Source organism: Streptomyces nanhaiensis (assembly GCF_046614825.1).
GTDB lineage: Bacteria > Actinomycetota > Actinomycetes > Streptomycetales > Streptomycetaceae > Streptomyces > Streptomyces radiopugnans.
The window spans coordinates 1-24227 of record NZ_JBKJFM010000093.1 but is presented as its reverse complement, the minus strand read 5'-3'; the positions used below and the strand labels follow the sequence as shown (position 1 = coordinate 24227).

Sequence of the window (24227 nt, the reverse complement as noted above, 5' to 3'; positions counted from 1 at the left end):
ACCGCGGCACGGACCGTCCGCAGGGACGCGGGGTCGCCCTCCGCGACCAGCTGGGCGTAGGAGGTGGGCACGCCGTACAGCAGCGTGACACCGTGGCGGGAACACGCCTCGCAGACATCGGCGGGGGGGGGTCGCCGGGGCAGGAGGACGGCGCCTCCGCCGGCGAACTGCCCGCCGGATCGGGCGAGCGGCGCCCCAGCTGGGCCGACGGCCGCGGCGAGCGGGCGTCCGGCCGTTACGGGGCCCCCGACGCGCCGCGCGGTCACGAGGAGGCGGAGAGCACCTCGGAGTTCGCCCGCCCGGGCGGTCCCGGCGCGTATCCGCAGCAGCCCGCCGGGCCCGGCGAGACCGCCCAGCTTCCGCGTGTGGAGCCGCAGGGCGACCCGCGCGGTCCGCAGGACACCGGTCAGTACCCCCGGCCCCAGGACCCGCAGCACACCGGCGGGTACGCCCTCCCGCGCGGTCCCCAGGAGACCGGTCAGTATCCGGTCCCCCGGAGCCCCCAGGCCCCCCAGAGCCCGCAGGACACCGGCCAGTACGCCGTCCCCCGGCAGGGTGCCTCGACCGCCCGCGAGTCCTCCGCCTACGAACTGCCCGGCAGCAGCCCGGCCGCGACGGGCTCGGACGAGCGCACGCCGATCTTCGAGTCGATGGAGTCGAGCTGGTTCAGCGCCCGGCAGGCCGCCCAGCAGGCTCCGGCGACCGCGTCGTCGGGCGAGTCCCAGCCCCCGCCCCCGTCGCCGGGGGCGTCCGGCCCGGCAGCCCCGCAGCGGTCCGAGAGGCCCGCCCGGCCGGCGCCCCAGCGGCAGTCCACCGGCGGATCCGGTGACGCCGCCGGGTGGCAGGAGACCCCGAACGACGAGCGCTGGCGCCGGGCCGAACAGCTCCGCCAGCCCGCCGCCGGCGGGGTCACCACCTCCGGTCTGCCCCGCCGCGTGCCGCGTGCCAACCTCGTGGCGGGCACCGCGCAGCAGCGGCCGTCCACACCGACCGGCCCGCAGGTCTCGCGCGCGCCCGACGACGTACGCGGCCGGCTGACCAATCTCCGCCGGGGCATCCAGCAGGGCCGGCAGGCCGGAAGCGGCCAGGCCGGCGGCAGCCGCGGTACAGGCCCCACCTACCAGCAGGAGCGTTAGTTGAGTCCGATGAGCCAGGCGGCGCAGAATCTGAACTGGTTGATCACCAACTTCGTGGACAACACCCCGGGGGTGTCGCACACGGTGGTGGTCTCCGCCGACGGCCTCCTTCTGGCCATGTCCGAGGGGTTTCCGCGGGATCGTGCCGATCAGTTGGCGGCGGTCGCGTCGGGGCTGACCTCGCTGACCGCCGGTGCGTCGCGCATCTTCGAGGGGGGTGCGGTGAACCAGACGGTGGTGGAGATGGAGCGGGGGTTCCTGTTCATCATGTCGATCTCGGACGGTTCGTCGCTGGCGGTGCTGGCGCATCCGGAGGCGGACATCGGTCTGGTCGGGTACGAGATGGCCCTGCTGGTGGATCGCGCGGGTACGGTGCTGACGCCCGACCTCCGCGCCGAACTGCAGGGAAGTCTGCTCAACTAGTCCACGCTCCCCCCACACGAGCACTACAGTCCGCATCGTCGACCACATGCCTCGCTCGGAGGAGCCATGACCCCGCCGCCCGCCTCACCCGGTCCGTACGGTGGCCTGAACGACCACGCGCCGTACGGCGGTGAGGGCGACCAGCCGCTGGTGCGGCCGTACGCCATGACCGGGGGCCGTACCCGGCCGCGCTACCAGCTCGCCATCGAGGCGCTGGTGAGCACCACAGCCGACCCGGCGCAGCTCATGGGTCTGCTCCCGGAGCACCAGCGGATCTGCCACCTGTGCCAGGAGGTCAAGTCGGTGGCGGAGATCTCGGCGCTGCTCGCGATACCCCTGGGCGTGGCCCGTATCCTCGTCGCCGACCTGGCCGAGGCCGGGATGGTGGCGATCCACCAGCCGGGCAGCAGCAGCGAGCCCGGTGGCGCACCGGATGTGACACTGCTCGAAAGGGTGCTCAGTGGACTTCGCAAGCTCTAGCCCGCAGGCCGCCTACGGGGCCTCCTCGCCGCGTGCCACCACCTCCGCGAAGATCGTGGTGGCGGGCGGGTTCGGCGTGGGCAAGACGACCTTCGTGGGCGCCGTGTCGGAGATCAACCCGCTGCGTACCGAAGCCGTGATGACCGCCGCGTCCGCCGGAATCGACGACCTGACGCACACCGGTGGCAAGACCACCACCACGGTGGCGATGGACTTCGGCCGCATCACGCTGGACCAGGACCTGATCCTGTACCTGTTCGGTACGCCGGGCCAGGACCGGTTCTGGTTCATGTGGGACGATCTGGTGCGCGGTGCGATCGGTGCGGTGGTGCTGGTGGACACCCGCCGGCTGGCGGACTGCTTCCCGGCGGTGGACTACTTCGAGAACTCGGGTCTGCCGTTCGTGATCGCGCTGAACGGGTTCGACGGGCACCAGCCGTACACGCCGGACGAGGTGCGCGAGGCGCTGCAGATCGGTCCGGACGCGCCGATCATCACCACCGACGCGCGGCACCGGGCGGAGGCGAAGAGCGCGCTGATCACGCTGGTCGAGCACGCGCTCCTGGCGCGTCTGCGCTGATCCGGGCACCGGCTGCGTACGGTGGCCGCCCGGATCACCCAAGTCGCCGACGGCGACAGCGGGTTATGGATCAGTAGCCGGGACGGACCGGGCCCCGTGCCCGTTCCGTCCCGGTCTTCATAACGTTTCGACAGAGAATTGCGGAGCGGATGCCACTCGCCGCGAGCGGCCCGTTCCCCAGCGCGTACAAAATTTCAGCCTTTCGTGAACCTGTGGGCCATATGCCCTTTTCCTCCCCGGTGCCCGCGTGTGGTTCGCCACTGGTCCAGGTGTTTGGAAAGCCTCTGCCTGCCGTGCTGAAATTCGCTGAACTCAGCAGTAGTTACGGTTTCATCGAAGACGATGGGCTGAAGCCGAGAGGTTTGGTCGAGTGAGGCGAAGCAATCCGAGCTCCCCGACCGGGGAGCCGCGTGGCAACTTCACGCCGCCGCAGCGCGCCGTGGAGGCGCACTCCGACCTGCCCGGAAACGGCGGGGAGTCGGGCAGCGGCGGCCGGTTCGCGGTGCGCAACTGGCGTGTGGCCACCAGACTGAACGCCATTCTCCTCATCCCCGTGCTCGTCGCCCTGGTCTTCGGCGGCTTCCGGGTGCAGGACTCCCTGGACACGCTGAACGAGGCGGAGGAGGCCAACCGCACCGCGGAACTGGTCCGCGCCGCCGCCACGTACGGCCACGCCCTGATCGACGAGCGCGACCGCACCGCCGCGCCGCTGCTGCAGGGCAAGACCGAGGACCCGGTGATCCAGGAGGTGCGCGGGGTCACCGACGCCGCGCGCGAGGAGTTCTACCGCCGCGTCGACCAGATGCCCGACCACGAGAACCTCAAACGCCGACTCGCCGCCTTCCAGAAGGTCGAGCCGAAGCTGGAGGAGCTGCGGCAGGCCGCCTACACCGAGCGGCTGAAGGGCGTGGAGACCGAGGAGGGCTACGTCCAGGTCCAGCACCCGCTGATGGAGTTCTCCAACGAACTGGGCCTGGGCACCGGCAACATCACCTCCTACGGCCGCAGCGTCTACGCCGCCTCCCTCTCCAAGGCCGCCGAGTCCCTGCAGCGCTCGATCGGCACCCACCTGCTGATCAAGCCCGGTCCGGGCGCGGCGGACAGGCAGCGCCAGCTCACCGCCTTCAGCTCCTACGCGTACCTGGAGAACATCGCCGTCGAGGAGTACCGCGGCGGTTCCTCCCCGGAGGACTGGGAACTGCTGCAGGAGGAGATGGCCAAGGCCGGTGAGGACGCCCGTGAGCGGCTCGCCGAGGCCGAGGAGGAGGCCGAGGCCGCCGGACGGGACTTCACCGCCCCGCCCGCGACCGACAAGATGATCCAGGCCATCGCCGCCGGGACCTCCCCCCAGAAGCTGCGGGCCGGCGGCGTCACCGCCGAGAACTGGTACACAGCGGCCACCGCCAAGTTCAACGCCTACCGCGAGGTGGAGAAGCAGCTCACCGACCGGGCGGTGAACGAGACGGCCGAGATCGCCTCGGACGCCAAGCGGGACGCCATCGTCAACTCCGTCATCGTGCTCGCCGCCCTGGTGATCGCCTTCGTGATCGCCGGCATGATGGCCCGCTCGATGAGCAGCAGCATGCGCAGGCTGCGCACCGCCGCCTTCGACGTCGCCCAGCAGCGGCTGCCGATGCTGGTCGACCAGCTCTCCCGCACCGACCCGGGCAAGGTCGATACCCGCGTCGAGCCCATCCCGATCAAGAGCCGCGACGAGATCGGCGAGGTCGCCCGCGCCTTCGACCAGGTCCACCGCGAGGCGGTCCGCCTCGCGGCCGAGCAGGCGCTGCTGCGGGGGAACGTCAACGCCATCTTCACCAACCTCTCGCGCCGCAACCAGGGCCTCATCGAGGGCCAGCTCGCCCTCATCACGGACCTGGAGAACAACGAGGCCGACCCGGACCAGCTGGAGAACCTCTTCAAGCTGGACCACCTGGCGACCCGTATGCGCCGCAACGGCGAGAACCTGCTGGTCCTCGCGGGCGAGGAGCCCGGCCGCCGCTGGACCCAGCCGGTGCCGCTGGTGGACGTGCTGCGCGCCGCCTCCTCCGAGGTGGAGGACTACGAGCGCATCGAGCTGTCCGGCGTCTCCGAGAGCGAGATCCACGGCGCCGTCGTCACCGACCTGGTGCACCTGCTGGCCGAGCTGCTGGAGAACGCCACCTCGTTCTCCTCGCCGCAGACCAAGGTCCGGGTCACCGCGACCAGGCTGCCCGACGGCCGGGTGATGATCGAGATCCACGACAAGGGCATCGGTCTGACCCCCGAGGACTTCGCCGACATCAACCACAAGCTGGCCAACCCGCCGACGGTGGACGCGGCCATCTCCCAGCGCATGGGCCTGTTCGTGGTCGGCCGGCTGGCCAGCCGGCACGGCATCCGCGTCCAGCTGCGCCCCTCCGGCGAGCAGGCGGGCACCACCTCGCTGGTCATGCTCCCGGAGGAGATCACGCACGGTGGCGGCGGCCAGGACGAGGTCGAGGAGGACTTCACCGTCTCCCGGATCGTCCCGGAGCAGCCGAACGCGGCCCAGTCCGCGCACCACGACCAGCAGCGGCAGCTCTCCGCCGCCGATCTGGGCTTCGACGACTCCCGCTACGGTTCCCAGGCCGGTTCGCAGGACGACTCCCGGCTCGACCCGGTCGGGCGTTCGCTGACGCGCGAGGAGCGGCGTGCGGCGCTGGAGTCCCAGCAGTCCCAGTCCCAGCAGCCCCAGTCCCAGTACCAGCGGCAGGACGGCGACTACGGCGACGGGCCTAACGCCCAGGAGCGGTACGCCCCCCAGCAGGCCCCCTACGACCCCGAGCAGACCGGCCAGTACGGCTCGCAGGCCGGATTCCCGGAGGCCGCCCCCTACGGGCAGGAGGCCGGGTACGGCCAGGGGTACCAGGGCGAGTACGGGCAGCAGTACCGGCAGGACGGCGGGTACGGCCAGGGGTACCAGGAGGAGTACCGGCCGGACTACGGAGCCGGGTACGACGGGAACGGCTATGACGGGAACGGCTACGGCGCCGGACAGGGGTCCGTCCGGAATACGGAAGCGGAATCCTTCCCCAGCGCTCCCGAAGACGGCCGGGAACGCGTAGGCTTCGATCGACCGGGGCAGACTTCGGACGCTTCCCCCACTGTGACCGGCGCAGGACTCCCGCGCCGGGAGCCGCGGAGGCCGCAGTCCGAGGAAGTCCCGGCCCCGCAGTACCAGCCGCAAGCGGAATCTCCGGAGGTGCCCCGGCAGGCGGATCGTTCCGACGATTCCGGCTGGCGCACGGCGAACGACGAGCGCTGGCAGCGTGCGGAGGGTCTCCGCGACCCCAAGGCCGGCGGAGTCACCCCCTCCGGTCTGCCCCGCCGCGTGCCCAGGGCCAACCTGGTCGAGGGCGCCGCGGAGCAGACACCCCAGGAGGGGGCCCAGGTCTCCCGCAACCCGGAGGACGTCCGCGGCAGGTTGAGTAACCTGCACCGCGGCGTCCGGCGGGGACGCACCGCGGGCGGCTCGGACAACACCCAGAATGACCGACCGGGCTTCGGCCCCGGCAGCACCTACGATCAGGAGCGTTAGTGTGAGCCCGATGAGCCAGGCGGCGCAGAACCTGAACTGGTTGATCACCAACTTCGTGGACAACACCCCGGGGGTGTCGCACACGGTGGTGGTCTCCGCCGACGGCCTCCTTCTGGCCATGTCCGAGGGGTTTCCGCGGGATCGTGCCGATCAGTTGGCGGCGGTCGCGTCGGGGCTGACCTCGCTGACCGCCGGTGCGTCGCGCATCTTCGAGGGGGGTGCGGTGAACCAGACGGTGGTGGAGATGGAGCGGGGGTTCCTGTTCATCATGTCGATCTCGGACGGTTCGTCGCTGGCGGTGCTGGCGCATCCGGAGGCGGACATCGGTCTGGTCGGGTACGAGATGGCCCTGCTGGTGGATCGCGCGGGTACGGTGCTGACACCCGACCTCCGCGCCGAACTGCAGGGAAGTCTGCTCAACTAGCAATACAGGCCGTGCGTATCGCGTCTCCGCGCCATAAGGTGCGGGGACGCGGTGGGCTAGCGGCACACGGAAGACGGCGGCCCGAGTGACATCAGGCAGTGGAGGAGGAGACGTGGCAACACCCCCAGGCGGTCCCTACGGCGGTGAGCACCAGTCTCACCCGCAGCACGACCCGCCCATGAAGCGCTACAACTTCCCCTCCGCCCCCAGCGGGCAGCAGTGGCAGGAACCCCACTCCCAGCCCGGGCCGCAGCAGTACCCCCAGTACCAGCAGCCTCAGCAGCCCCACCCTCCGCAGCCTCCCCACCAGAGGCAGGCGGAGGAGCCCCCGCGGCCCCGCCGAGCCAGGTCGGCGTCCGACGGCGGCGGCGGTTCGTCGCCGCTGGTGCGGCCGTACGCCATGACCGGGGGCCGTACCCGGCCGCGCTACCAGCTCGCCATCGAGGCGCTGGTGCACACCACCGCGCAGCCCGCACAGCTCCAGGGGCAGCTCCCGGAGCACCAGCGGATCTGCCATCTGTGTTACGAGATCAAATCGGTTGCCGAGATCTCCGCACTTCTCTCCATTCCCTTGGGCGTCGCCCGTATCCTCGTGGCCGACCTGGCCGAGGCCGGCCTCGTCGCCATTCACCAGCCGGGCAGCAGCAGCGAGCCCGGTGGCCAGCCAGATGTGACACTGCTCGAAAGGGTGCTCAGTGGACTTCGCAAGCTCTAGCGGTGCAACCCGCTCCACCACCTCCGCGAAGATCGTGGTGGCGGGCGGGTTCGGCGTGGGCAAGACGACCTTCGTGGGCGCCGTGTCGGAGATCAACCCGCTGCGCACCGAAGCCGTGATGACCGCCGCGTCCGCCGGAATCGACGACCTGACGCACACCGCCGACAAGACCACCACCACGGTGGCGATGGACTTCGGCCGCATCACGCTGGACCAGGACCTGATCCTGTACCTGTTCGGTACGCCGGGCCAGGACCGGTTCTGGTTCATGTGGGACGATCTGGTGCGCGGTGCGATCGGTGCGGTGGTGCTGGTGGACACCCGCCGGCTGGCGGACTGCTTCCCGGCGGTGGACTACTTCGAGAACTCGGGTCTGCCGTTCGTGATCGCGCTGAACGGGTTCGACGGGCACCAGCCGTACACGCCGGACGAGGTGCGCGAGGCGCTGCAGATCGGTCCGGACGCGCCGATCATCACCACCGACGCGCGGCACCGGGCGGAGGCGAAGAGCGCGCTGATCACGCTGGTCGAGCACGCGCTCATGGCACGTCTGCGCTGAACACGTCTGCGCTGAACACGTCCGGGCCCGAACACGTCCGCGCCGGGCGGCCGGGAGGCTCTCCTCCCCGCTTCCCATCGCTACCCGGGAACCACACCTCCACACATGCGCACGGCAGGGCCCCGCACACCGCGAGTGTGCGGGGCTTACCCTTGAGTGTCATCTCCCACCCGCGATCAACGAGGGGCAGCACCACCCGTGCGCATCGCCAGATTCTCCATCGACGGCAACGTCGCGTTCGGAGTCGTGGAAGGGGACGCCACCAGCGGCGACGGCCTCGTCCTCGACATCATCAAGGGCCATCCCTTCGCCGAGTTCGAGCGTTCGGGCAGGAGGGTCCCCCTGGACAAGGTGCGGCTGCTGCCGCCCGTGCTGCCGAACAAGGTGGTGGCCATCGGCCGCAACTACGCCGAGCACGCCGCGGAGATGGGGGGCGACGTCCCCGAGGTGCCGGTCGCGTTCTTCAAGCCCTCCACCTCGGTGATCGGCCCCGGCGACCCGATCGTCTACCCCTCCTTCTCCCGCGAGGTGCACCACGAGGCCGAGCTGGCCGTGGTCATCGGCCGGATGTGCAGCCAGGTGCCCCGGGAGCGGGTGGCGGACGTGATCCTCGGCTACACCTGCGCCAACGACGTCACCGCCCGCGACGTCCAGCGCACCGAGTCCCAGTGGGCCCGGGCCAAGGGCTTCGACAGCTCCTGCCCGCTGGGCCCGTGGGTGGTCACCGACGTCGACCCCGCGGACCTGGCCGTCATGTGCACGGTCAACGGCGAGCAGCGCCAGCTCGGCCGCACCGGCCAGATGGTCCGCTCGGTGGAGGACCTCGTCGTCCACATCACCGAGGCGATGACCCTGCTCCCCGGGGACGTCATCCTCACCGGCACCCCGGCGGGCGTCGGCCCCATCAACGTCGGCGACGAGGTCGCCGTCACCATCGAAGGCATCGGCACTCTCACCAACAAGGTGATCAAGCGTGGCTAGCGCATCTGACGTACGCGTACGGTTCTGTCCCTCGCCGACCGGCAACCCCCATGTGGGCCTGGTCCGCACCGCCCTGTTCAACTGGGCGTTCGCCCGGCACCACGGCGGCACCCTGGTCTTCCGCATCGAGGACACCGACGCGGCCCGCGACTCCGAGGAGTCCTACGAGCTGCTGCTGGACTCGATGCGCTGGCTGGGCCTGACCTGGGACGAGGGCCCCGAGGTCGGCGGCCCGTACGCCCCCTACCGGCAGTCGCAGCGCATGGACGTCTACGCCGACGTCGCGCGGAAGCTGATGGATGCCGGCCACGCCTACCGCTGCTACTGCACCGCCGAGGAACTGGAGGAGCGCCGCGAGGCCGCCCGCGCGGCCGGGAGGCCCTCCGGCTACGACGGCAAGTGCCGCACCCTCACCGACGAGCGGAAGGCCGCGTACGAGGCCGAGGGCCGCGCCTCGATCGTCCGCTTCCGGATGCCGGACGAGACGATCACCTTCACCGACCTGGTCCGCGGGGAGCTGACCTTCGCCCCGGAGAACGTCACCGACTACGGCATCGTCCGCGCCAACGGCGCCCCGCTGTACACGCTGGTCAACCCGGTCGACGACGCCCTGATGGAGATCACCCACGTCCTGCGCGGAGAGGACCTGCTCTCCTCCACCCCCCGCCAGATCGCGCTGTACCGGGCGCTGGCGGAGATCGGCGTGGGCAACGGGAGCATCCCGCGGTTCGGGCACCTGCCGTACGTGATGGGGGAGGGCAACAAGAAGCTCTCCAAGCGCGACCCGCAGTCCTCGCTCAACCTCTACCGCGAGCGCGGCTTCCTCCCCGAGGGCCTGCTCAACTACCTGGCCCTGCTGGGCTGGTCGATCGCCGAGGACCGCGACATCTTCTCCCTGGAGGAGATGGTCGCCGCCTTCGAGATCGGCGACGTCAACGCCAACCCCGCGCGCTTCGACCTCAAGAAGTGCGAGGCCATCAACGCCGTCCACATCCGGGACCTGGACACCAAGGAGTTCATCGCCCGCTGCGAGCCGTGGCTGACCGCCCCGCACGCACCGTGGACGCCCGAGAGCTTCGACCGCGCCGCCTTCGAGGCGCTGGCCCCGCTGGCCCAGACCCGCCTCACGGTCCTGTCGGACATCACCGCCAACGTCGACTTCCTCTTCCTGGACGAGCCGGTGGAGGACGAGGCGGCCTGGAACAAGGCCATGAAGCCCGGCGCGGACGCCCTGCTGCGCACCGCGCGGGCCAAGCTCGCCGAGGCGGAGTGGAACGCCGAGGCCCTCAAGGCGGCCGTCCTGGCCGCCGGGGAGGAGCACGGGCTCAAGCTCGGCAAGGCCCAGGCCCCGGTCCGCGTCGCCGTCACCGGACGCACCGTCGGGCTGCCCCTGTTCGAGTCCCTGGAGGTCCTGGGGCGGGAGCGGACCCTGTCCCGCGTGGACGCCGCCCTGGCCAGGCTGGAGGCCGCCGCCGCACAGGCGTGAGCCGTCCATGACGCCCCCCGTTCCCGGTGTTCGCGCCGGGAGCGGGGGGCGTCAACGACTGCGGCCGTTCCCGAAGGAGCGGCCACGGGGCCCGGGGCGGCGGACAGGGCCTCGCGGGCGGTGTCCCCGGTGTCGCGGACGTGGGCGGCCCCGGTGGCGGCGACCTCCGCGCACCGCCGCCCTCGGCCCCGCCGACCGCTCCTCACCCGGACGAGCCGGCCGGCTGCGGCCTGCTCCACGACCATGCCTTTCCCGGCAACTTCTCGGTGTACAGCAGCGATTCCCGCGGAGACATGACCCCGGGCTCCGGTGATCCCGCAGCGCAGGGCCGCGCCCCGGACGCGGAGACGGGCCGCGGTCCGTGGCCCGTCTCCCGGCTCTCCAGCCGCTGGACGGTCACCCCTCGCCGGGGACCGGGCAAGACGGTCCGGGCGGAGATCCGGCCGGAGGGCAGGAGACAAGGGCCGCCGCGGAAGCGGGGAAGGCCGAACGCGTCGGGGAGGGCGACACTTGCGCGCGCATCCGTCCCGGGGCGGAACTCGACGACGGCCACCTGCGCGCGGCGGGGGAGTGGCGGGCCGGGGCCGTTACCTGCCGGGCCGGTGGCCGGTGGTGATCGCCCGGGCGTGAACCGATGTGCCCGAAGCGGCCGTCGTGGTCACGTTCCGTACGGGAGTGGTGCCGGTGGCGGGTGTTTCCGGCCGCCGGCGACCCGGCGGGAACTCGTTTTGGAGCACGGGCTTCGATCGGGTAATGTTCTTCCCGTCGCCAGGCGGAACGGGCCGAAAGGCCGGAGACGCAAGGCGGTCACCAGGACGAAAGTTCCGCAAGAGCTTGAGTTCCGGTGGGGTATGGTGTAATTGGCAGCACGACTGATTCTGGTTCAGTTAGTCTAGGTTCGAGTCCTGGTACCCCAGCGCGATCTTCCCAGCGAGATCCAAGCCCCCGTTGTGTAGCGGCCTAGCACGCCGCCCTCTCAAGGCGGTAGCGCCGGTTCGAATCCGGTCGGGGGTACTCGGTCCTTCGAGACCGCTGCTGGGGCCCCCGTTGTGTAGCGGCCTAGCACGCCGCCCTCTCAAGGCGGTAGCGCCGGTTCGAATCCGGTCGGGGGTACGGACGAGAAAAGGCCCTCCGCTTCGGCGGAGGGCCTTTCCCGTTGCGCCTGCGTCTCCACTCGTGTCCGCGTCGCCCCGGCGGGGCCCGGCGGCCGGGCCCCGGTCCTTCCGGTGATCAGCCCCCGTTGCGGCGCAGCGCCTCGGTGAGGCGGCCGGCGGCCTCCACGATCGCCTGGGCGTGCATCCGGCCGGGGTGGCGGGTCAGGCGCTCGATCGGGCCCGAGACCGACACCGCGGCCACCACGCGGTTGGACGGGCCGCGTACCGGAGCCGAGACCGAGGCGACACCGGGCTCGCGTTCGCCGATGGACTGGGCCCAGCCGCGCCGCCGCACACCCGAGAGGGCCGTCGCCGTGAAGCGGGCGCCCTGCAGTCCGCGGTGCAGCCGCTCCGGCTCCTCCCAGGCCATCAGGACCTGGGCCGCGGAGCCGGCCTTCATGGGGAGGGTGGAGCCGACCGGCACGGTGTCCCGCAGTCCGGACAGCCGTTCCGCCGCGGCGACGCAGATGCGCATGTCCCCCTGGCGGCGGTAGAGCTGGGCGCTCTCACCGGTGACGTCGCGCAGGTGCGTGAGCACCGGACCCGCCGAGGCGAGCAGCCTGTCCTCGCCCGCGGCGGCGGCCAGCTCGGCCAGGCGCGGACCCAGGATGAAACGGCCCTGCATGTCGCGGGCCACGAAGCGGTGGTGTTCCAGTGCCACCGCGAGCCGGTGCGCCGTGGGGCGCGCGAGCCCGGTCGCTCCGACCAGCCCGGCGAGGGTGGCCGGACCGGACTCCAGAGCGCTCAATACCAGAGCCGCCTTGTCGAGTACGCCGACGCCGCTAGAGTTGTCCATGCAACGATATTCGCGTCTCACATTACGAAACGCAAGTTCAATTTCCCCGGGAACCCGCCAAGCTGGGGTGACAGTCGCCACCCCGCCCGTGCGGAGACGGCGGCACGGATGTCGAGACGAGGCCGGCAGTGCGGCCGGTCGGAGGGAAAGCGATGGGACGGACACTCGCGGAGAAGGTCTGGGACGACCACGTCGTCCGGCGCGCGGAAGGCGAGCCCGACCTCCTCTTCATCGACCTGCACCTGCTGCACGAGGTCACCAGCCCCCAGGCGTTCGACGGGCTGCGCAAGAACGGGCGCCGGGTGCGGCGCACCGACCTCACCATCGCCACCGAGGACCACAACACCCCCACCCTCGACATCGACAAGCCCATCGCCGACCCCGTCTCGCGCACCCAGCTGGAGACGCTGCGCAAGAACTGCGCGGACTTCGGGGTGCGGCTGCACCCGCTGGGCGACGTCGAGCAGGGTGTCGTCCACGTCGTGGGACCGCAGCTGGGACTGACCCAGCCGGGCATGACGGTGGTCTGCGGCGACAGCCACACCTCCACGCACGGCGCCTTCGGCGCGCTGGCGTTCGGCATCGGCACCAGTCAGGTCGAGCACGTCCTGGCCACCCAGACCCTGCCGATGGCGCCTTTCAGGACCATGGCGATCACGGTCAACGGCGAGCTGCCCGAGGGGGTGACCGCCAAGGACCTGATCCTGGCGATCATCGCCCGGATCGGCACCGGCGGCGGGCAGGGCTATGTGATCGAGTACCGCGGCGAGGCCATCGAGAAGCTGTCGATGGAGGCGCGGATGACCATCTGCAACATGTCCATCGAGGCCGGCGCCCGCGCGGGCATGATCGCCCCGGACGAGACCACCTTCGCCTACCTCGCCGGGCGCGAGCACGCGCCGGCCGGCGCCGACTGGGACGCGGCCGTGGAGTACTGGCGGACCCTGCGCACCGACGACGACGCCGTCTTCGACCACGAGGTGGTCATCGAGGCGTCCGAGCTGGCGCCGTTCGTGACCTGGGGCACCAACCCCGGCCAGGGCGCGCCGCTGAGCGAGAGCGTGCCGGACCCGGCGTCCTTCACCGACCCCAGCGAGAAGCTGGCCGCCGAGAACGCGCTGAAGTACATGGGGCTGACCGCAGGGCAGCCGCTGCGCGAGATCGCCGTGGACACCGTGTTCGTCGGCTCGTGCACCAACGGCCGCATCGAGGACCTGCGCGCGGCCGCCGCCCTGCTCCAGGGCCGGAAGGTCGCCGACGGGGTGCGGATGCTGGTGGTGCCCGGCTCGGTACGGGTGGCGCTCCAGGCCGTCGAGGAGGGCCTGGACAAGGTGTTCACGGAGGCCGGCGCCGAGTGGCGGCACGCGGGCTGCTCGATGTGCCTGGGCATGAACCCCGACCAGCTCAAGCCCGGCGAGCGCGCCGCGTCCACCTCCAACCGCAACTTCGAGGGCAGGCAGGGCAAGGGCGGCCGCACCCATCTGGTCTCCCCGCAGGTGGCCGCCGCCACCGCGGTCCTGGGCCACCTGGCCTCGCCCGCCGACCTGTCCGACGCAACCGAGCTCGCGGGAGTCTGAGGAAAGCCATGGAAGCCTTCACCACCCACACCGGCCGCGCCGTCCCGCTGCGCCGCTCCAACGTCGACACCGACCAGATCATCCCCGCGCACTGGCTGAAGAAGGTCACCCGCGACGGCTTCGAGGACGGCCTGTTCGAGGCCTGGCGCAAGGACGAGGAGTTCGTGCTCAACCGGCCGGAGCGGCAGGGCGCCACCGTGCTGGTGGCCGGACCCGACTTCGGCACCGGCTCCTCGCGCGAGCACGCGGTCTGGGCGCTGCAGAACTACGGCTTCAAGGCCGTGATCTCCTCCCGCTTCGCCGACATCTTCCGCGGCAACTCGCTGAAGAACGGCCTGCTGACCGTCGTCCTGCCGCAGCGGACCGTGGACGCGCTGTGGGAGCTGACGGAGGCCGACCCGACGGCCGAGATCACCGTCGACCTCGTGGAGCGCAAGGTCACCGCGCCCGGCGTCGAGGCGGACTTCGAGCTGGACGAGAACGCCCGCTGGCGGCTGCTGGAGGGGCTGGACGACATCAGCATCACCCTGCGTCACGAGGAGGACATCGCCGCCTACGAGGCCAAGCGCCCCTCCTTCAAACCGCAGACGCTCCCGGCCTGACGCGCTGACGTCCTGAGGCGTTGACGCCCTGACGTCCGGCATCCGCCCGGTGCGGCGGACGTCCGCCGCGCACCCCCTTCGAGCGCCCCCGGCTCCACGAGCCGGGGGCGCTCGGGCGTACGGGCGGGAACACGGGGAACAGGGGGAGGAGAGGGAGCAAGTTCCTTCCTGTGCCGCGCAGTTGCCTCACCCGTACGTGTCCGCCCGCGGCGTGTTGGGGCCGACCGGGATGACAACTCACCTCCAATGGCACAATCGGAACATGGAAAGCGACGGTCAACTCCCCCTCTACGACCTCGTCGCCGTCCGCCTGAAGGAGGCGCACGCCGCGGTGCGCGCGCTGCAAGTGCCCGACGACGTACGGGCGGCGCTCTCCCGCAGGCTCCTCGCCGTCACGGCCGTCGCGAAGCACGACCTGGCCGGCGCGGCCCGGCGGCTGGAGCGACTGGTGCAGGACATCGAGGCGGGTAACGGCCTCTTCCCCGGAGAACGGGAAGACCGGCGCGCGGATCGAAGTGCGTGATGGTCTATTTCGTTGCGACACAAGGGTGATTCGCACGTTTCGCGTTTGATTTGCGGTGAATATCTGCCTAACGTGCGAAAAAGCTCGGACAGATTCGTTCCGGCAATGCCTCCGAAGGGGAAGACGTGAACAAGGCGCAGCTCGTTGAAGCAATTGCCGACAAGCTCGGCGGACGACAGCAGGCCGCCGACGCGGTCGACGTGGTGCTGGACGCGATCGTCCGTGCGGTCGTGGCCGGCGACCGGGTCTCGGTCACCGGTTTCGGCTCGTTCGAGAAGGTGGAGCGTCCGGCCCGCTACGCCCGCAACCCGCAGACCGGCGAGCGCGTCAGGGTCAAGAAGACCTCCGTTCCGCGTTTCCGTGCCGGCCAGGGCTTCAAGGACCTGGTCAGCGGCGCCAAGAAACTCCCCAAGGGCGGCGAGGTGGCCGTGAAGAAGGCTCCCAAGGGCAGCCTCTCGGGCGGGACCGGCGCCACCACCCGCAAGGCGGCCGCCAAGAAGGCCGCGGCCAAGAAGGCGGCTCCGGCGAAGAAGGCCACGGCGGCGGCGAAGAAGGCGGCGGCCAAGAAGACCACCGCGAAGAAGACGACGGCCAAGAAGGCGGCTCCGGCGAAGAAGGCCACGGCGGCGAAGAAGGCCACCGCCAAGAAGACGACGGGCAAGAAGAGCGCCGGGAAGGCAGTCGCCAAGAAGGCGCCGGCCAAGAAGGCACCCGGCCGCAGGACCTCGGCGCGCAAGAGGGCGGCGAACCGCGGGAAGTGAACCGGGCGCACGGACATGCGGTGACCGCGCCGGGCCGGACTCCAGGGGAGCCCGGCCCGCGGTCCGTCCAGGGGCCGCGGGCCGTGAGCGCCCGGCCCTTCCGCGCCACCGCCCGGCCGGGCCGGGCGGGTCGCGCTCCCGTCCGCCCCGTCCGCCCTGCCCGGCCGCCCGGCTCGTCTAGGCTCGGCGCCATGCAGGCCACCGCGTACACCTATGACCCCGCGACCCGCAGCGGCAGCGTGCTCCTCGACGACGGCACGCCCCTCCCCTTCGGCGCCGAGGCGTTCGACGCGGGAGGTCTGCGGCTGCTGCGCCCGGGCCAGCGGGTGCGGATCGAGACCGAGACCGAGACCGAGACCGAGACCGGGACCGGGACCGGGGCTGAGAACGGGGCCGGCGCCGAGGGCGGGCGGCGCCGGATCACGCTGGTGACGCTGCAGACGTTCTGAGCGTGTGCGGGCCCACTCCCAGGGCCAGCGCCGCGGCCAGGTCCGCACCGGTGTCCACGTCGCGCCGGACGCTGTCCACCCCGGACAGCGTGATCTCCACGGCGCCGGAGCGCAGATGACGGGCGCGCGAGGCACCCCCGAAGGCCGGGGCCAGGGCGCCGCCGGACGCGGCGAGCAGCGTGGTGCCGACCCCGGCCGCGTCGGCCAGGAAGGCCCGGCGGTGCGCCCGTGCCGCGTCCAGCACCCGGGCCAGCTCCGCGGGGCGCAGCGCGGGCAGATCGGCGTTCAGCGCGGCCACCGGAGCGCCGGGGCGCCCCGACCGTACGACCGCCTCACCGTGCTCCAGCGCGGCGTTCAGCCCGGCCCCCGGCGCGTCCGGCACGATCCGCGCCCCCAGAGCGGCCAGTTCCGCCCCCGCGCGCGGGTCGTCCGTGACGATCACCACATCCTCCACCGCCGGGCAGTCCAGCGCCGCGGCGACGGTGTCCTGGGCGAAGGCCAGGGCCAGTCCGGACCGCGGCTCCCTCCCGGCCGCCGGGGCCAGCCTGCTCTTCGCCAGCGCCAGGGGCTTGAGGGGCACCACCAGGGTCCAGCCCCGGGCCGCCGCGGCCTGCGCCGTGTCGTCGCGATGCATCGGCACCATTCTCGCCCACCGCCGGAGCCGCCCGGGGCCTTGCGGGGTTACGGTGTGCTCGACAGGGCGACGGCCCGGGGCGACACTTGTGCGGTTGTTCCCGGCGGCGCGTGTGCCGCAGCAGGCAAGAGGAGATGGTGTCCGGGTGTCCCGCCGCAGAATCGGCTTCTGGTACCGCTTTGCCGCGGTTTTGGCGAAACCGCCCCTGGTGGTGCTGTTCAAGCGGGACTGGCGCGGAATGGAGCATATTCCTGAAGAGGGTGGATTCATCACCGTGGTGAATCACAACTCCTATCTGGACCCGCTCTCCTACGCCCACTACCAGTACAACACCGGCCGAGTCCCCCGTTTCCTGGCCAAGAACTCCCTGTTCAAGGGCGGATTCGTCGGCGCGGTGATGCGCGGCACCGGGCAGATCCCCGTCTACCGCGAGACCGCGGACGCGGTGAGCGCCTTCCGCGCCGCCGTCGAGGCGATCGACAGGGGCGAGTGCGTGGCGTTCTACCCCGAGGGCACCCTCACCCGCGACCCGGACATGTGGCCGATGGAGGGCAAGACCGGCGCCGCCCGCGTCGCCCTGCTCACCAAGGCGCCCGTCATCCCCGTCGCGCAGTGGGGCGCCAACGAGGCCGTGCCGCCGTACGCGGGGATCAAGAAGATCCGGTTCTTCCCGCGCAGGACGCTGACGGTGCTGGCCGGGCCGCCCCTCGACCTGTCGCGGTTCTACGACCGCGAACCCACCGCGGAACTGCTGCGCGAGGTCACCGACGTCATAATGGACGCGATCACGCAACTGCTGGCCGAGGTGCGCGGCGAGCCCGCGCCCGCCCAGCGCTACGACCGCCGCCGGGCGCTCGCGCAGGGCCGTCGCGGGACCGCCGTGAGGGCGGCCGCGGGCAGCGAGCCCGCGCCCGCGCCCGCGGGGTGCGGCGCCGGCGAGGAGAACGCCGTCGGCCGGAACACCGTCGGCCGCGCGGCAGCCGAGGGAGAGAGCGCGTGACGCGAGTCGCCGTCTACGGCACCGGATCCTGGGGCACCGCCTTCGCGATGGTGCTCGCCGACGCCGGCTGCGAGGTGACCCTGTGGGGCCGCCGCGCGGAGCTGGCCGAGGCGGTCAACACCACCCGCACCAACCCCGACTACCTGCCGGGAGTCGTCCTCCCCGAGGCCGTGCGCGCCACCACCGACCCCGCCGAGGCCGCGTCCGGGGCCCGGTTCACGGTGCTGGCCGTACCCTCCCAGACCCTGCGGGGAAACCTCTCGGCGTGGCGGCCGCTGCTGCCGCCGGACACCGTGCTCGTCTCCCTGATGAAGGGCGTCGAACTCGGCACCGCCAAGCGGATGAGCGAGGTGATCGAGGAGGTCGCCGGTGCCGGCCCGGACCGGATCGCCGTGCTGTCCGGCCCCAACCTGGCCCGCGAGATCGCCGAGCGGCAGCCCGCCGCCTCCGTCGTCGCCTGCCGCGACGAGGAGGTGGCCCGCGGGCTCCAGGCAGCCTGCCACACCCCCTACTTCCGCCCCTACACCAACACCGACGTCGTCGGCTGCGAACTGGGCGGGGCGGTGAAGAACGTCATCGCGCTGGCGGTCGGCATCGCCGACGGCATGGGCCTGGGAGACAACGCCAAGGCCTCGCTGATCACCCGCGGTCTGGCCGAGACCACCCGGCTCGGCCTGGCCATGGGCGCCGACGCGCACACCTTCGCCGGTCTGGCGGGCCTGGGAGACCTGGTCGCCACCTGCTCCTCGCCGCTGTCGCGCAACCACACCTTCGGCACCAACCTCGGCAGGGGCATGACCCTGGCGGAGACCGTCGCGGCGACCCGGCAGACCGCCGAGGGCGTCAAGTCCTGCGAGTCGGTGCTGGACCTGGCCCGGCGGCACGACGTCGACATGCCCATCACCGAGACCGTGGTCGACATCGTCCACGACGGCAAGCCGCCGCTGGTCGCCCTCAAGGAACTGATGTCGCGCAGCGCCAAGGCCGAGCGCCGCTGAACGCCCACCACCGTCACGTCAGGTAATCTCGCCCGGATATGAGCAGCCAGTCCTTCTCCCCAGGCCCCCAGACGCCCCCGCCGGCCGGCCGGCGGCCGCGCGTCGCCGTCGTCTTCGGCGGCCGCAGCTCCGAACACGGGATCTCCGTGGTCACCGCGGGCGCCGTACTGCGCGCCATCGACCGCGGCGCCTACGACGTCCTGCCCATCGGCATCACCGCCGACGGCCGCTGGGCGCTGACCGCCGACGACCCCGAGCGCATGGCGATCGCCGACCGCGCGCTGCCGAGCGTGGAGCAGCTCGCCGAGTCCGACACCGGTTCCGTGCTGCTGCCCTTCGAGCCGCACAACCGCGAGGTCGTCTACAGCGAGCCGGGCTCGGTGCCCAAGGTGCTCGGGGAGGTCGACGTCGTCTTCCCCATGCTGCACGGCCCGTACGGCGAGGACGGCACGCTCCAGGGCCTGCTGGACCTGGCCGGAGTGCCCTACGTCGGCTCGGGCGTGCTGGCCTCGGCGGTCGGCATGGACAAGGAGTACATGAAGCGGGTCTTCACCTCCTTCGGGCTGCCCGTCGGGCCCTACACGGTGGTCAGGCCGCGCGAGTGGGAGCAGGACGAGAAGGCCGCGCGGAAGAGGATCGTGGACTTCGCCGCCGACCACGGCTGGCCGGTCTTCGTCAAGCCCGCCCGGGCCGGGTCCTCCTTCGGCATCACCAAGGTCGACGACCTGGCGGGCCTGGACGAGGCGATCGCCGAGGCGCGGCGCCACGACCCCAAGATCATCGTCGAGTCGCTGCTGCGCGGCCGCGAGATCGAGTGCGGGGTCCTGGAGTTCGAGGACGGCCCCCGCGCCAGCCTCCCGGCCGAGATCCCGCCGGCCACCGCCCACGACTTCTACGACTTCGAGGCCAAGTACATCGACTCGGCCGAGGGCCTGGTGCCCGCCCCGCTGACCGGGGAGCAGACCCGCGAGGTCCAGGAGCTGGCGGTGCGCGCCTTCGACGCGGCCTCCTGCGAGGGCCTGGTCCGCGCGGACTTCTTCCTGCTGGACAGCGGCGAGTTCGTCATCAACGAGATCAACACGATGCCCGGCTTCACGCCCATCTCCATGTACCCGCGGATGTGGGAGGCCAGCGGAGTCGGCTATCCCGAACTGGTCGACCGCCTCATCAGGGCCGCCCTGCGCCGCCCGACCGGCCTGCGCTGACCCGGCCGCCTCGTCGGCGCGGGGAGCGGGCCCGTGAGGGGAGTACGGGCCCGGGGCGGGCGCGCCGGGACGTCACAGAGGCTTCTCCGGGACGGTCTCCCGCACAGCGCCGGCGAGGTCGACCAGGGCGTTGACCTCGGGCGCGTACGCGTCGGGGACCGTCACCCGGACGAAGACCTCGCGTCCGAAGAGGGTGAACCGGTGGCCGCCGTCCCGCTCCTCCAGCAGCCAGGAGACCCCGTTCACCTCCACCGTCTCGGTGGCGGGGTTGTAGTGTTCACTGCCGGGTGTGAGGACCTCGGGCCGCGGTACTCCGCAGCCCAGTTCGATCGCGGGATCGCCCCACACGGCGGCGAACCGCGTCTCGGGCTCGATCTCGCGCCGGGGCTGCCCGTCCACCTCCTCGGGCAGCGCGTCGTACAGCTCACGGCAGACGCCGGCGGCCGCGCCCGTCGGGCTCGGCACGGGCGGACCGGGGCGGTCGCCGCCGGACGCGCAGCCGGCCGCCGCGGCGAGCACGGCGAGCACGGCGGCGGGCCCACGGAGGGCGGACGGCAGGGACCGGCGGGGCGGGAAGCTCACCGGGCGAGCATACGGGGGAGCTACAGATGCACGACCGGGCAGGTCAGGGTACGGGTGATGCCCTCCACGTGCTGGATGCGGGCCACCACCATGCGGCCCAGGTCGTCCACCGTGTCGGCCTCGGCCCGCACGATCACGTCGTAGGGACCGGTCACGTCCTCGGCCCGGACCACTCCCGGGATCGCGCCGACGACCTCGGCGACGGACGACGCCTTGCCGACCTCAGTCTGGATCAGGATGTACGCCTGTACCACGGAACCTCCAGGGCGGCTACGAGGATCATGTGGGGAGAAGGGACGCCACGGTACCGCGTCGCCCCTGCCGCCGGGGAGACCCGGACCGCGGGCGGGCGCGGCGGGACGGTGACGCGGGGGGCCGCACGGACGGCCGCGGCGGTACCGTTCGAGCGCACTGACGAAGGGGCACGACGATGCTGAGTTCTCCCGGGGGGCAGCCTCCCCCTGGATTCCCTGGGGGCGCCCCCAGGACCCCCGGCCGTACCGTGGGGGAGCTCGGGGAGTTCGGACTGATCCGCGAGCTGACCTCGCGGATCACCCCCACGCCGGCCGTAAGGATCGGCCCGGGCGACGACGCGGCCGTGGTCGCCGCGCCCGACCGGCGCGTGGTGGCCAGCACCGACCTGCTGCTGGAGGGGCGGCACTTCCGGCGCGACTGGTCCACCGCCTACGACGTCGGCCGCAAGGCCGCGGCGCAGAACCTGGCCGACATCGCCGCCATGGGGGCCGAGCCCACCGCGCTGCTGCTCGGCCTGGTCGTACCCGCCGAACTCCCCGCCACCTGGCCCACCGAGCTGATGGACGGCCTCCACGACGAGTGCCAGGTCGCGGGCGCGGCCGTGGTCGGCGGGGACGTGGTGCGCGGCGAGACCATCACGGTGGCCATCACCGCGCTGGGCGACCTGCACGGACGCGAGCCGGTCACCCGGTCCGGGGCGCGGCCCGGTGACGTCGTGGCGGTGACCGGCTGGCTGGGCTGGTCGGCCGCCGGGTACTCGGTGCTCGCCCGCGGTTTCCGCTCGCCGCGGGCCTTCGTGGAGGCCCACCGCCGCCCCGAGCCGCCCTACCACGCGGGCCCGGCGGCGGCCGAGCTGGGCGCGACGGCGATGACGGACGTCAGCGACGGGCTCGTCGCCGACCTCGGGCACATCGCCGACGCCAGCAAGGTCCGCATCGACATCCGCTCGTCGGCCCTCGACATCCCCGCCCAGATGTCCGACATCGGGCAGGCGGTGGGCGTCGACCCGCTGCAGTGGGTGCTCACCGGGGGCGAGGACCACGCGATCGTCGCCACCTTCCCCGCGGACGCCAAGCTCCCCGCCCGCTGGCGCCGCATCGGCGAGGTGCTGCACCCCTCGGCCGCGCCGCAGGTCACGGTGGACGGCGCCCCGTGGAACCGGGCCGGCGGCTGGGACCACTTCGGGGACTGACCCCCGCCGCTCCTGCGGGCCCGGCCGCTCGCCGAGGGGGCTGCTCAGTTGACGGTTGCCGCGGACACGGGCGCGAGCCGCCCGGCGGACGGGCACCGGGGCGGGGCGGCTTAGGCTGCGGGCATGCGTACACCACCACCGCGCGTCCTCACCGTCGCCGGGTCCGACTCCGGCGGCGGAGCGGGCATCCAGGCCGACCTGAAGACCATGCTCGCGCTCGGCACCCACGGGATGAGCGTGCTCACCGCCGTCACCGCGCAGAACTCCCTGGGCGTGCAGGGCGCCTGGGAACTGCCCGCCGAGGCTGTGCGGCAGCAGTTCCGCAGCGTCGTGGACGACATCGGGGTGCAGGCGGTCAAGACCGGCATGCTGGCCACCGCCGAACTGGTCGCGACGGTCGCCGGCCTGCTGGACGGCCTCACCGCGCCCGTGGTCGTCGACCCCGTCGGCGTCTCCAAGCACGGCGACCCGCTGCTGGCCGCCGAGGCCCTGGAGACGGTGCGCGCCGAACTGCTGCCCAGGGCCACCGTCGCCACCCCCAACCTGGACGAGGTCGCCCAGCTCACCGGCGTACGGGTGGAGCACGAGGCCGATCTGCCGCGCGCGGCGGAGGCGGTGCTGGCGTACGGGCCGCGATGGGCGCTGATCAAGGGCGGCCACCTCAAGGACGGCGGGGACGCGGTGGACCTGCTCACCGACGGCACCGCCGAGCACTGGCTGCGCGCGCCCCGCCACGACAACCGCCACACCCATGGAACCGGCTGCACCCTGGCCGCCGCGATCGCCGCGGGACTGGCGAGGGGACGCCCTGTCCCGGAGGCGGTCGCCGACGCCAAGGAGTACGTGACGGGCGCCATCGCCGCGGGCTTCGCGCTGGGCGGCGGGATCGGGCCCGTGGACCACGGCTGGCGGCTGCTGGAGCGGGAGACTCCGCAGGAGGAGGCCCGAGCCTGAGAGCCTTTCCGGCCGGCCGCCGGGCGGGCGGCCGGAGGCCCGCAACGCCGGAAGGCCGGTCCACCCGAGGTGGACCGGCCTTCCGGCGCAACCGGCAAAGTGGCCGCGCTGGGCGTTGCGTCAGCGCGAGACCGGATCACCCCCGCCGCGCGGCGGGGGAGAGGTCATGCGCTCAGCGCGAGACCTTGCCGGCCTTGATGCACGAGGTGCAGACGTTGAGCCGCTTCGGCGTCCGACCGACCATCGCACGCACCCGCTGGATGTTGGGGTTCCAACGGCGGGACGTACGGCGGTGCGAGTGCGAGATGTTGTTGCCGAAGCCCGGCCCCTTGCCGCAGACGTCGCAGTTGGCAGCCACGGGTCACTCCAAAGACTTCAGATGCACTTACAGTGAAATCCCGGCGTCGGCAGGATCAGAGGATGACCGGCACTGCCAGGGAATTGGATAGAGCCCGAGCGGGTCGGGCAACCGGGGAAGCATACCTCGCCCCCGTCCGGACCACGAAATTACCACGGCCCCGCACCGCGGCCCCGGCCCCACCCCCGGCCGCGGACCGCGCCGGGCACTAGCCTTCGCCCGTCGCAGATGTCCTTCCCGGCCGCCCGGCCGCAAGCCCCCAGGAGGCCCGTCCGTGTCCGTGCCGCACCCGCTCGACGCCGCCGCGGTACGGGAGTGGAGCGCCCAGGCGCTCGACGCGCTGGGCCGCGCCCGCGAGACCATCGACGCGATCAACGTCTACCCGGTCGCGGACGCCGACACCGGCACCAACCTCTACCTGACCGTGGAGTCCGCCGCCCGGGCCGTCGAGGCCGCCTGCGCGGGGGAGCCCACCCCGGCCCAGGCGGTGCGGGCCATGGCGCACGGCGCGCTGATCGGCGCACGCGGCAACTCCGGGACGATCCTGGCGCAGCTGCTGCGCGGCATGGCCGAGGAGATCGGCGAGGCCGAGGCCGCCGGAGCCGGGACGTGCGGGGCGGACGGGGACGGCCGGGACGACGGGGAGCCGCTGCGGCGCGCGCTGGTCCGTGCCGCGGCCGCGGCACGGGCCGCGGTCGCGCATCCGGTGGAGGGCACCGTGCTCACCGTGGCGGCCGCCGCGGCCGGCGCGGCGGCGGACGCCGCCGGGGACTGCGCCGCGGTGGCCCGCGCCGCCTGGTCCGCGGCCCGCGCGGCCCTGGCGGCCACCCCCGGGCAGCTCCCG

Annotated in this window: 25 protein-coding genes, 3 tRNA genes and 1 pseudogene; 24 read left to right on the top strand and 5 right to left on the bottom strand. The window is 72.4% G+C overall.

The window, feature by feature from the left end; all coding sequences use genetic code 11:
* The 13 genes and pseudogenes from ACLIYP_RS19595 to ACLIYP_RS19535 all read left to right on the top strand — a co-directional run.
* Positions 1-1136: pseudogene (locus ACLIYP_RS19595) on the top strand (hypothetical protein); the annotation flags it as partial.
* A 9-nt stretch (positions 1137-1145) separates the two neighbouring features.
* Entirely contained in the window at positions 1146-1559 is a 414-nt protein-coding gene (locus ACLIYP_RS19590) for a roadblock/LC7 domain-containing protein (RefSeq protein ID WP_026057603.1), read from the top strand.
* A gap of 66 nt (positions 1560-1625) precedes the next feature.
* Positions 1626-2039, top strand: coding sequence for a DUF742 domain-containing protein (locus ACLIYP_RS19585; protein WP_101255539.1), 414 nt, complete (start codon positions 1626-1628; stop codon positions 2037-2039).
* Complete coding sequence (locus ACLIYP_RS19580; RefSeq protein ID WP_410536266.1) at positions 2020-2619, top strand: GTP-binding protein; 600 nt, start codon at positions 2020-2022, stop codon at positions 2617-2619. Before ACLIYP_RS19585 ends, ACLIYP_RS19580 begins: the two co-directional genes overlap by 20 nt.
* Before the next feature lie 370 nt (positions 2620-2989).
* The gene (locus ACLIYP_RS19575; RefSeq protein WP_412714430.1) at positions 2990-6178 is read left to right on the top strand and encodes a nitrate- and nitrite sensing domain-containing protein; all 3189 of its coding nucleotides are present in this window, start codon (positions 2990-2992) and stop codon (positions 6176-6178) included.
* A gap of 10 nt (positions 6179-6188) precedes the next feature.
* Positions 6189-6602 carry a roadblock/LC7 domain-containing protein gene (locus tag ACLIYP_RS19570; protein ID WP_026057603.1) on the top strand — a complete coding sequence of 138 codons (414 nt, stop codon included), beginning with the start codon at positions 6189-6191 and terminating at the stop codon, positions 6600-6602.
* Between the two features lie 112 nt (positions 6603-6714).
* Positions 6715-7317, top strand: coding sequence for a DUF742 domain-containing protein (locus ACLIYP_RS19565; protein WP_412714429.1), 603 nt, complete (start codon positions 6715-6717; stop codon positions 7315-7317).
* The gene (locus tag ACLIYP_RS19560) at positions 7298-7876 is read left to right on the top strand and encodes a GTP-binding protein (protein WP_165869416.1); all 579 of its coding nucleotides are present in this window, start codon (positions 7298-7300) and stop codon (positions 7874-7876) included. Before ACLIYP_RS19565 ends, ACLIYP_RS19560 begins: the two co-directional genes overlap by 20 nt.
* 198 nt (positions 7877-8074) lie before the next feature.
* A complete protein-coding gene (locus ACLIYP_RS19555) occupies positions 8075-8857 on the top strand; it encodes a fumarylacetoacetate hydrolase family protein (RefSeq protein WP_412714428.1) in 783 nt (260 codons plus the stop codon).
* The gene (gene gltX / locus ACLIYP_RS19550; RefSeq protein ID WP_412714427.1) at positions 8850-10343 is read left to right on the top strand and encodes a glutamate--tRNA ligase; all 1494 of its coding nucleotides are present in this window, start codon (positions 8850-8852) and stop codon (positions 10341-10343) included. The genes ACLIYP_RS19555 and gltX overlap by 8 nt, the downstream gene beginning before the upstream one ends.
* Positions 10344-11188: 845 nt before the next feature.
* A tRNA-Gln gene (locus tag ACLIYP_RS19545) sits at positions 11189-11260 on the top strand.
* A 24-nt stretch (positions 11261-11284) separates the two neighbouring features.
* Positions 11285-11357 (top strand) — tRNA-Glu (locus ACLIYP_RS19540).
* Positions 11358-11383: 26 nt separating this feature from the next.
* A tRNA-Glu gene (locus ACLIYP_RS19535) sits at positions 11384-11456 on the top strand.
* 117 nt (positions 11457-11573) lie between these two features.
* Here ACLIYP_RS19535 and ndgR read toward each other — a convergent pair.
* The gene (gene ndgR / locus ACLIYP_RS19530) at positions 11574-12293 is read right to left on the bottom strand and encodes an IclR family transcriptional regulator NdgR (RefSeq protein ID WP_093662066.1); all 720 of its coding nucleotides are present in this window, start codon (positions 12291-12293) and stop codon (positions 11574-11576) included.
* Positions 12294-12445: 152 nt separating this feature from the next.
* Between ndgR and leuC the strand changes: the two genes are divergently transcribed.
* From leuC to ACLIYP_RS19505, 5 genes are all read left to right on the top strand, one after another.
* Positions 12446-13870: a 3-isopropylmalate dehydratase large subunit gene (gene leuC / locus ACLIYP_RS19525; RefSeq protein ID WP_412714426.1), complete on the top strand. Its 1425-nt coding sequence runs from the start codon at positions 12446-12448 to the stop codon at positions 13868-13870.
* A gap of 8 nt (positions 13871-13878) precedes the next feature.
* Positions 13879-14472, top strand: a complete 594-nt coding sequence (gene leuD / locus ACLIYP_RS19520) for a 3-isopropylmalate dehydratase small subunit (RefSeq protein ID WP_412714425.1) — start codon at positions 13879-13881, stop codon at positions 14470-14472.
* A gap of 262 nt (positions 14473-14734) precedes the next feature.
* Positions 14735-14995 (top strand): SCO5555 family protein, encoded by a 261-nt coding sequence (locus tag ACLIYP_RS19515; protein ID WP_412714424.1) that lies wholly within the window; start codon positions 14735-14737, stop codon positions 14993-14995.
* A 125-nt stretch (positions 14996-15120) separates the two neighbouring features.
* Positions 15121-15756: an HU family DNA-binding protein gene (locus ACLIYP_RS19510; protein ID WP_412714423.1), complete on the top strand. Its 636-nt coding sequence runs from the start codon at positions 15121-15123 to the stop codon at positions 15754-15756.
* Positions 15757-15947: 191 nt separating this feature from the next.
* On the top strand, positions 15948-16205 hold the full coding sequence (locus tag ACLIYP_RS19505; RefSeq protein ID WP_412714422.1) for a hypothetical protein: 258 nt from the start codon (positions 15948-15950) through the stop codon (positions 16203-16205).
* Here the strand turns inward: ACLIYP_RS19505 and cofC are convergent.
* Positions 16177-16839: a 2-phospho-L-lactate guanylyltransferase gene (gene cofC / locus ACLIYP_RS19500; RefSeq protein WP_412714421.1), complete on the bottom strand. Its 663-nt coding sequence runs from the start codon at positions 16837-16839 to the stop codon at positions 16177-16179. The genes ACLIYP_RS19505 and cofC overlap by 29 nt on opposite strands.
* A 145-nt stretch (positions 16840-16984) precedes the next feature.
* Between cofC and ACLIYP_RS19495 the strand changes: the two genes are divergently transcribed.
* From ACLIYP_RS19495 to ACLIYP_RS19485, 3 genes are read left to right on the top strand one after another with little or no spacing between them, the layout of a single operon-like run.
* Positions 16985-17839 carry a lysophospholipid acyltransferase family protein gene (locus ACLIYP_RS19495; RefSeq protein ID WP_412714420.1) on the top strand — a complete coding sequence of 285 codons (855 nt, stop codon included), beginning with the start codon at positions 16985-16987 and terminating at the stop codon, positions 17837-17839.
* Complete coding sequence (locus tag ACLIYP_RS19490; RefSeq protein WP_412714419.1) at positions 17836-18837, top strand: NAD(P)H-dependent glycerol-3-phosphate dehydrogenase; 1002 nt, start codon at positions 17836-17838, stop codon at positions 18835-18837. Before ACLIYP_RS19495 ends, ACLIYP_RS19490 begins: the two co-directional genes overlap by 4 nt.
* A gap of 38 nt (positions 18838-18875) precedes the next feature.
* Positions 18876-20042 carry a D-alanine--D-alanine ligase family protein gene (locus ACLIYP_RS19485; RefSeq protein ID WP_412714418.1) on the top strand — a complete coding sequence of 389 codons (1167 nt, stop codon included), beginning with the start codon at positions 18876-18878 and terminating at the stop codon, positions 20040-20042.
* Between the two features lie 72 nt (positions 20043-20114).
* Here ACLIYP_RS19485 and ACLIYP_RS19480 read toward each other — a convergent pair whose 3' ends face one another.
* Together ACLIYP_RS19480 and ACLIYP_RS19475 are read right to left on the bottom strand one after the other, a co-directional pair.
* Complete coding sequence (locus ACLIYP_RS19480) at positions 20115-20624, bottom strand: DUF3515 domain-containing protein (protein WP_412714417.1); 510 nt, start codon at positions 20622-20624, stop codon at positions 20115-20117.
* Positions 20625-20644: 20 nt separating this feature from the next.
* A complete protein-coding gene (locus tag ACLIYP_RS19475) occupies positions 20645-20878 on the bottom strand; it encodes an Lrp/AsnC family transcriptional regulator (protein WP_093662086.1) in 234 nt (77 codons plus the stop codon).
* A gap of 248 nt (positions 20879-21126) precedes the next feature.
* Between ACLIYP_RS19475 and ACLIYP_RS19470 the strand changes: the two genes are divergently transcribed.
* Positions 21127-22071, top strand: coding sequence for a thiamine-phosphate kinase (locus ACLIYP_RS19470; protein ID WP_412714416.1), 945 nt, complete (start codon positions 21127-21129; stop codon positions 22069-22071).
* Positions 22072-22194: 123 nt separating this feature from the next.
* Complete coding sequence (gene thiD / locus ACLIYP_RS19465; protein ID WP_412714415.1) at positions 22195-23025, top strand: bifunctional hydroxymethylpyrimidine kinase/phosphomethylpyrimidine kinase; 831 nt, start codon at positions 22195-22197, stop codon at positions 23023-23025.
* 172 nt (positions 23026-23197) lie between these two features.
* On the opposite strand, the gene rpmB is transcribed toward thiD, so the two are convergent.
* On the bottom strand, positions 23198-23383 hold the full coding sequence (gene rpmB / locus ACLIYP_RS19460; protein WP_093662092.1) for a 50S ribosomal protein L28: 186 nt from the start codon (positions 23381-23383) through the stop codon (positions 23198-23200).
* Positions 23384-23663: 280 nt separating this feature from the next.
* Here rpmB and ACLIYP_RS19455 point away from each other — a divergent pair.
* The coding region (locus tag ACLIYP_RS19455) for a DAK2 domain-containing protein (protein WP_412714431.1) at positions 23664-24227 on the top strand (564 nt) is incomplete at its 3' end.